This is a genomic window from Halorhodospira sp. M38 (assembly GCF_022227985.1).
Taxonomy (GTDB): Bacteria; Pseudomonadota; Gammaproteobacteria; order Nitrococcales; family Halorhodospiraceae; genus Halorhodospira; species Halorhodospira halophila_A.
In genome coordinates, this window is record NZ_JAJNQP010000003.1 from 224979 (window position 1) to 232561 (window position 7583).

Consider the following 7583-nt stretch of genomic DNA (forward strand, 5'->3'; position numbering starts at 1 on the left):
GCAGACATGGCGAAGGACTATCCGCGCAGCCGGCGGATCGCCGAGCAGCTTCGACGCGAGCTTGCCGAGGTGATTCGCGACGACGTCGATGACCCCCGGGTGGGGTCAGTGACCATCTCGGAGGTGCAGGTTAGCCGTGACCTGGCCCATGCGACCGTGTACGTCACCGTTCTCGGCGCCGAGGCGGCCGAGGCGCAGGCCGGGATCGATGTCCTGAACCGAGCCCACGGATTCCTGCGCAGCCAGGTGGCCCGGCGCATCCGTGCCAAGCGAACGCCGAGCCTGCGCTTCCTGCACGACACCGCCTTCGATCGCGGTGCGCGGCTGAGTGCCCTCATCGATGAGGTGGCACCGCCGCCTGCGGACGACGAATCGAGCAAGGAGTAGAAGGCGAATGGCGAAAAGGCGGGGTGGTCGCAACGTCACCGGCGTGCTGCTGTTGGACAAGCCGGCGGGCGTGACCTCCAATAAGGCCCTGCAACAGGTCAAGCGGCTCTTCGGGGCGCGCAAGGCCGGGCACACGGGCAGTCTCGATCCGCTGGCCACCGGGCTGCTGCCGATCTGCTTCGGCGATGCCACCAAGGTCTCCGGGTTCCTGCTCGACGCGGACAAGAGATACGTGGTCACCTGCAAGCTGGGCGTGGCCACCGATACCGGGGACGCCGAGGGCACCGAACGCGACCGTGCCGAGGTCCCGGGGCTGGACCCGGAGAGCGTCGAGCCGGTCCTGGCCGATTTTCGCGGGTCCATCGAGCAGCTGCCGCCGATGTATTCGGCCATCAAACACCAGGGGCAGCGGCTCTACGACCTGGCGCGTCAGGGGGTCGAGGTCGAGCGCGAGCGCCGACGGGTGGAGATCTACGACCTGCAGCTTCTGGCCGTCCGCGGGGACGAGCTGGAGTTGTCGGTGCACTGCTCCAAGGGAACCTACATCCGCACGCTGGCCGAGGATATCGCCGAGGCGCTGGGCACCGTCGGCCACGTCTGCGCGCTGCGCAGGCTGGGGCTCGGGCCGTACCAGGACCCGGCGATGTGGACCGAGGAGATGCTCGCCGCACGCGCCGAGCAGGGGCGGGAGGCGCTGGACGCCACGCTGCTTCCCATGGACTCGGCCCTCCAGCAGTACACCGGGGTTGAGCTCGCCGACGATCTCGCCTACTTCGTGGTTCAGGGCCAGCCGGTCTTTGTCCCCAAGGCTCCCAGCGAGGGCTGGCTGCGGCTGTACGATCGCGCCGGCAACTTCCTGGGCATGGGGCAGGCCCTGGATGATGGCCGCATCGGGCCCAAGCGCCTGGTAGCACGCCGCTGACGGGAGAAGCCCGCTGCGCAGTTTCCCGCCGCTCGCGGGTGAATTCTTGTTCCTTTGCCCCCGCGAGGGCTACACTAACGGCCTTTATGGACAGGCCGAAATCGAGCGTATAGGTCAGGAGTCGTACATGTCGCTGAATGCTGAGAAAAAATCGGAGATCGTCGAGCAGTTCCGGCGCTCTCCGTCGGACACCGGGTCGCCCGAGGTGCAGATCGCGCTGCTCTCGGCGCGTATCCAGCACCTTACCGAGCACTTCTCGGTGCACAAGCAGGACCACCACTCTCGGCAGGGCCTGCTCAAGCTGGTCAGCCAGCGCCGCAAGCTGCTCGATTACCTCAAGCGCAAGGATCGGAGCCGCTACCAGGACGTCATCGAGCGTCTCGGCATTCGCAAGTAAGCGCAAGGGGTAAAGAACGATGAGCGAGAGCCAGCTATCCCTGACCCCGGTCAAGCGGAGCTTCCAGTTCGGTCAGCATCAGGTGACCCTGGAGACCGGGGGCGTGGCCCGACAGGCCGATGGCGCCGTCCTGGTGGACATGGCGGACACGGTGGTCCTGGTCACCGTGGTCGGCAAGAAGGACCCCGCCGCGGCACGCGACTTCCTGCCGCTGACGGTCAACTACCAGGAGCGCACCTACGCGGCGGGGCGCATCCCGGGGGGCTTCTTCAAGCGCGAGGGTCGTCCCTCCGAGAAGGAGACCCTGACCTGCCGCCTGATCGACCGGCCCATCCGGCCCCTTTTCCCCGAGGGGTTCCGCCAGGAGGTCCAGGTCATCGCCACGGTGCTCTCGCTCAACGACGAGGTTGATGCCGACATCCCGGCGATGATCGGCACCTCGGCGGCGCTGGCGCTATCCGGCATCCCGTTCGAGGGGCCCATCGGGGCCTGCCGGGTCGGGCACCTGGACGGTGAGTTCGTCCTCAACCCGACCTTCAGTCAGACCGCCGAATCGGACCTGGATTTGGTGGTCGCCGGTACCCGCGATGCCGTGCTGATGGTCGAGTCCGAGGCCAACCTGCTGCCCGAAAGCACCATGCTCGATGCCGTGCTCTACGGCCACGAGCAGATGCAGGTGGCCATCGACACCATCAACGACCTGGCCGCCGAGGCCGGCAAGCCCCGGTGGGACTGGCAGCCGCCTGAGAAGAACGAGTCGCTGGAGTCGGCCGTGGCCGATCGGGTGCGCCCGGAGCTCGAGGCGGCCTACCAGATCGCCGACAAGCAGGAGCGCAGCGAGCGGGTCGGCGCCCTGCGGGATAGGGCCATCGAGGAGCTGGCGGACGAAGAGCGCGAAGGCTGGAGCGCCGGCGAGGTCGGCGAGGCGTTCAAGACGCTGGAGAAGAAGATCGTCCGGGGCCGGATTCTGGCCGGCCATCCGCGCATCGACGGCCGCGACAACCAGACCGTGCGCCCGCTCAACGTTCAGGCAGGCGTGCTGCCGCGGACGCACGGGTCGGCGATCTTCACCCGCGGTGAGACCCAGGCGATCGTCGTCAGTACCCTGGGGACCGGCCGGGACGCCCAGGTCATCGACGCCCTGGAGGGCGAGCGCCGCGAGCCCTTCATGCTGCATTACAACTTCCCGCCCTACTGTGTTGGTGAAACCGGCTTCATCGGCTCGCCGAAGCGGCGGGAGATTGGCCACGGCAAGTTGGCCAAGCGCGGCGTCGAAGCCGTGATGCCCTCGGACGAAGAGTTCCCCTACGTCATCCGCGTGGTTTCCGAGGTTACGGAATCCAACGGCTCGTCATCGATGGCCACCGTCTGTGGCACCAGCCTGTCGCTGATGGACGCCGGTGTACCGCTCAAGGCCCAGGTGGCGGGGATCGCCATGGGGCTGATCAAGGAGGGCGACGACTTCGCCGTCCTGACCGATATCCTCGGTGACGAGGACCACCTCGGGGACATGGACTTCAAGGTGGCCGGCAGCAAGGACGGTGTCACCGCGCTGCAGATGGACATCAAGATCGACGGGATCACCCGCGAGATCATGGAGCGGGCCTTGGAGCAGGCGCGCTCGGGTCGGCTGCATATCCTCGACGAGATGAACCGGGTGATCGACAAGCCGCGCGAGCAGATGTCCGAGTACGCCCCGCGTCTGCTGACCATGAAGATCGACCCGGAGCGGATCCGCGACGTCATCGGCAAGGGCGGTGCCACCATCCGTGGCCTGACCGAGGAGACTGGCACCAACATCGATATCAGCGACGAGGGCGTAGTGACCATCGCTTCCGCCGACAAGGCCGCGGCCGAGGAGGCGAAGAAGCGCATCGAGCTGCTGACCGCCGATGTCGAGGTGGGCAAGGTCTACGAGGGCAAAGTGGCGAAGCTCATGGACTTCGGGGCCTTCGTCAACATCCTGCCCGGCCGGGACGGTCTGGTGCACATCTCTCAGATCTCCAACAACCGGGTCGAGAACGTCGCCGACGAGTTGGCCGAGGGCGACTCGGTACGGGTCAAGGTGCTCGAGGTGGACCGGCAGGGCCGGATCCGGCTGTCCATGAAGGCGGTCGAGGAAGAGTAACCACGAACCGACCGCTGCAGTCGTTGCGGCGCTGGCTTGCTGCCGGCGCCGCGGCGGCTACCCTGATAAGGGGACACCGACCGATCCCCGGGAGGTTGCAGTGGTCGAGGCCCAACCTAGAGACGCCGAGCACGCGGCTTTGCTCGTCGTCGACGTCCAGCCGGACTTCATGCCCGGCGGCGCGTTGCCGACCCAAGGCGGTGAAGAAGTCGTAGCTCCCATTGCCCGCTTGCTCGAGCGGGTGCCCGTGCGCTACGTGGTAGCTACTCAGGACTGGCATCCGCCGGGGCATATCTCTTTCGCTTCCAGCCATCCGGGGTGTTCCCCCTTCGAGGTGATTGAGCTCCACGGTGTCGAGCAGGTGCTGTGGCCCGATCACTGTGTACAGGACACGCCCGGGGCGGCCCTGCACGACGGGATCCCTTGGCGCTACGCGGATCTTGTGCTGCGCAAGGCCACCGACCCGCTGGTCGACTCCTACAGCGCTTTCCGCGAGAATTTCGCGCCCGATGGGCGGCGACCCTCGACGGGGCTGGCCGGCTATCTCCGCGAACTCGGTGTCGAGCAAATCTACGTCTGCGGGTTGGCGCGGGACTACTGCGCGCTCTGGAGCGCGGAGGATGGTGCCCGGGCCGGCTTCCGGGTGCACTTCCTGTGGGACCTGACCCGTCCGGTGGATGCCAGCAACGACGCCTCGGTGCAGCGGACGCTGCAGGCTGCGGGCGTGGAGGTTGTCAGCGGGGCGCCGTGAGGCGTTCTCAGGCGAAGAAGCCGTGCAGGTGCCAGCCGTAGGGAGGGCGGTGGTCGAGATAGACCCAGAGACGGCTACCGCCCGGGGCGCGGGCTACGTAGTAGTCGCGCACCACGTCCTCGCCGTCCCACCAACCGCTCTCGATCCGTTCCGGGCCGGCCTCCAAGTGGAGGGGGCCGCCCCAGTATGGGCGGTCCTCGCTACTGCGCAGCCGCTGCGGACGGCGTAGCAGCCAGGCTGGTCGCGGTGGCGTGGCGACGGGCGGCTGATCGGGGTGTTCCAGTGGGATGCGGCGCCAGGCCCGCTCCGGGCGCGGGTCTGGGCAAACGGCCAGGCGGTGGACGCAATCGGTTCCCAGGCGGGCGATGAGCCGTTCGCTCAGGGTGCGGACGGCCTCGGTGCTGGTGCCGACCTCCTCGAAGAGCTGGCCGCTGGTGCCGTGGTACGGGAGCAGCTGATCCGCCTCGAGGCGGATAGCCACCGCCACATCGGGGAGCCTCTGGCGCTCCAGTCGGTGGCGGGCGATGTGGGCCATGTGTTCGAGGTCGCGGGTCGGGCGCAGGAACCCCAGCGTCAGTCGAGTCTCCGGCGCGTCGGGGTGTTCCAGGATGACGGTGGCCTGTTGGACCCCGGCGTCGATGCCACGCAGCATCCCCACCAGGGCGCGCAGCAACCGGTGCAGGCCGAAGCCGGCGGCCCGGGTGGCGGTCGTCGGGGCCGGCAGTTCCAGGCGGCCGCGGTAGTGCTGCGGCGGCGTGATGCAGTGGCGCGGTTCGGGCCGTTCGCCGAGGGCCTGCTCCAGCCTGCGCACGGGGGGATCGCCGATGCGGCGACGCAGGCCACTGCGGGGCATGCGCAGGCAGTCGCCCAGACGGCTCAGTCCGAGGGCGTCCAGGGCTTCCTGCTGGGCCGGGGTCGGATCGAGGAGCTGGCAGGGCAGGGGCATCAGGGTGTGGCGGAGCGTCCGGCGGTCCGTCACCCAGGTGCCCGGGCTGGCCCGCGCGAGCAGCCGGGCGCCCTGGGGCGTGGGGGCAGCAGCCAAGTATGCCGGAGTCTGGCCCAGCCCCTGCAAACCCTCCCGGGCGTGGCGTCGGATCTCCCCCGGTCCCCCGAACAGCCGCTGGCTGCCGCCGACCTCAAGGAAGACGGTGTCGGGGGGGGCGAGACTCACCTGATGCGTGAGCTCCAGGCCCCACAGGCCGACTTGCTCGAGGGTGTGCCCTGCCGAGGCCGGGGGCTCGGCGGCCAGCGCAGGCAAGCGGACAGCGAGCCACAGCGGGCTGGTGTGTGGCTCCGGCATGGTTGGGGCGCAGCGTGTCGTGCTAGAGGGGCAGGGGCAACTGCCCCGCGGCGGTGCGGGAGCGAGCGTCCTGCCGTCGTGGCTGGCGCCGCGGAGACGGTGCAGCCTGACGGGGCTGGTCACCGGCCGGCGCCTCCCGGAGGGCAGATTCGGCTGCTGCTGCGGTGCCCTCGGTGCGTGGAGAGGGGTAGCGCGCCTCGGTGGTGTTTCGGGCTTCGGTGGGGTTCGGAGGGGCAGCCTGTGCCGGCCGGAGCTGTAGCCGGCGCGGCTGGGCGCCGCGGCACTTGAGCAGGTCGACGCCGAGCGTGGCGTCCTCTTCCGGTTGTAGGGCGATACGGATTGCCGCCGTGGAGGCCTGGTGCCGTGCCTTGTGCGGCCGGAACAGGGCGGCCCAGCTTTCGCCGGTTTCGGCGGCCAGTTGCAGGCGGCGCAGGGCGGTCCGGTCTGCCTGCCGGGGCCAGCCGACCACAGCGCCGCAGGTTCCGCTCCGCAACGCCTGCTCCATGGCCCAGAGGTGCTCTTCGTGGGCGCGCGGGTGGATGAGCAGCACCCGTGAGAGGTCCAGCCCCGCGTGGGCCAGCCCCGGGGCGTAGGGGATGTAGGGCGGGGCGACCAGGGCCAGCCACTGCCTGCGCCGGCTCAGCGCTGCCAGGCTGGGCAGGATCAGCTGGAGTTCGCCGATGGCCGGTTGCTCGTGGAAGATCTCGGTCACGGTGCCCAGAGGCCAGCCGCCGTCGGGCAGGGCGGCGTCCAGTTCCGGATAACCGGTGCCGAGCGCGGGTTGCCGGGCGGTCTCGGCCCGGCGGCCAGGGCGCCAGATGCGCGGATCGTTCAACAGCGGTTGCAGGGCAGCTTCGCTCACGGTTGCGCCTCCTCAGTCGGACGCCGTGTCGTCTTCCGGACCGCGCGGGTGGAGCGGACTACGCAGCACGCCGACGCCGATGCCCTCGAGCACGGCATCCTGACCGTCCGCCGCCACCTCGATGACGGGGTAGTCCGGGTGGGCCGGGATCAGCCGCAGGACGCCATCGCGGCGTTCCAGGAACTTGACGGTGACTTCGTCGTGGAGGCGGATCACCACGATCTGCCCGTCCCGGGCCTCGGTGTCACGGCGAACGGCGAGCAGATCGCCGTCCAGGATGCCGGCATCGCGCATGCTTTCGCCGCGGACACGCAGCAGGTAATCGGCCGGCGGGGAGAACAGTGCAGCATCGACCTGGCAGTAGCGCTCGATGCTCTCCTCGGCCAGCAGCGGACTACCGGCGGCCACCCGCCCGACAACCGGGAGGCCGGTGCCGTCCGTTTCCTCGGTGGTCCGGGGTGCTTCGGGGTTGCCTCGGGCAGCGGCATCGGTCAGCCGGATGCCCCGCGAGGCGCCGCGCCGCATTTCGATGGCCCCCTTGCGGGCGAGCGCACGCAAGTGGGACTCGGCAGCGTTCGGTGAGCGGAAGCCGAGGCTCTGACAGATCTCGGCTCGAGTCGGGGGGTATCCCCGCTCCGCCACCGAGCGGCGGATGAGCTCGAGGATTTCGCGTTGGCGGTCTGTAAGGGTATCCATGGGTAGTACTATATACACAGATGGGTTTATGTACAACAGTGTGGATCGGCTCAGTCGTCAACCGCTCGTGCCGCGACGGGAGAGCGTTCTCCCTTGTCACGGCCCCGTTGCAGCCTGAAACTCTCCCCCTGAACCCTGAA

At 69.0% G+C, this 7583-nt stretch carries 8 protein-coding genes; 5 read left to right on the plus strand and 3 right to left on the minus strand.

What is annotated here, in order from left to right:
- Positions 1–6 precede the first annotated feature (6 nt).
- From rbfA to LRA98_RS03845, 5 genes are all read left to right on the plus strand, one after another.
- Positions 7–387 (plus strand): 30S ribosome-binding factor RbfA, encoded by a 381-nt coding sequence (rbfA, locus tag LRA98_RS03825; protein ID WP_201171422.1) that lies wholly within the window; start codon positions 7–9, stop codon positions 385–387.
- A 7-nt stretch (positions 388–394) separates the two neighbouring features.
- On the plus strand, positions 395–1309 hold the full coding sequence (gene truB / locus LRA98_RS03830) for a tRNA pseudouridine(55) synthase TruB (protein WP_201171420.1): 915 nt from the start codon (positions 395–397) through the stop codon (positions 1307–1309).
- A 127-nt stretch (positions 1310–1436) separates the two neighbouring features.
- Positions 1437–1706: a 30S ribosomal protein S15 gene (rpsO, locus tag LRA98_RS03835; protein WP_201171416.1), complete on the plus strand. Its 270-nt coding sequence runs from the start codon at positions 1437–1439 to the stop codon at positions 1704–1706.
- A gap of 40 nt (positions 1707–1746) precedes the next feature.
- A complete protein-coding gene (pnp, locus tag LRA98_RS03840; protein ID WP_201172511.1) occupies positions 1747–3834 on the plus strand; it encodes a polyribonucleotide nucleotidyltransferase in 2088 nt (695 codons plus the stop codon).
- A 100-nt stretch (positions 3835–3934) separates the two neighbouring features.
- Complete coding sequence (locus tag LRA98_RS03845) at positions 3935–4585, plus strand: nicotinamidase (protein WP_238633488.1); 651 nt, start codon at positions 3935–3937, stop codon at positions 4583–4585.
- Positions 4586–4592: 7 nt separating this feature from the next.
- On the opposite strand, the gene LRA98_RS03850 is transcribed toward LRA98_RS03845, so the two are convergent.
- The 3 genes from LRA98_RS03850 to lexA are packed head-to-tail and all read right to left on the minus strand — an operon-like array spanning position 4593 to position 7443.
- On the minus strand, positions 4593–5885 hold the full coding sequence (locus LRA98_RS03850) for a Y-family DNA polymerase (RefSeq protein ID WP_238633489.1): 1293 nt from the start codon (positions 5883–5885) through the stop codon (positions 4593–4595).
- Between the two features lie 22 nt (positions 5886–5907).
- Complete coding sequence (imuA, locus tag LRA98_RS03855; protein ID WP_201171400.1) at positions 5908–6747, minus strand: translesion DNA synthesis-associated protein ImuA; 840 nt, start codon at positions 6745–6747, stop codon at positions 5908–5910.
- A 12-nt stretch (positions 6748–6759) separates the two neighbouring features.
- Entirely contained in the window at positions 6760–7443 is a 684-nt protein-coding gene (gene lexA, locus LRA98_RS03860) for a transcriptional repressor LexA (RefSeq protein ID WP_201171397.1), read from the minus strand.
- Positions 7444–7583 lie beyond the last annotated feature (140 nt).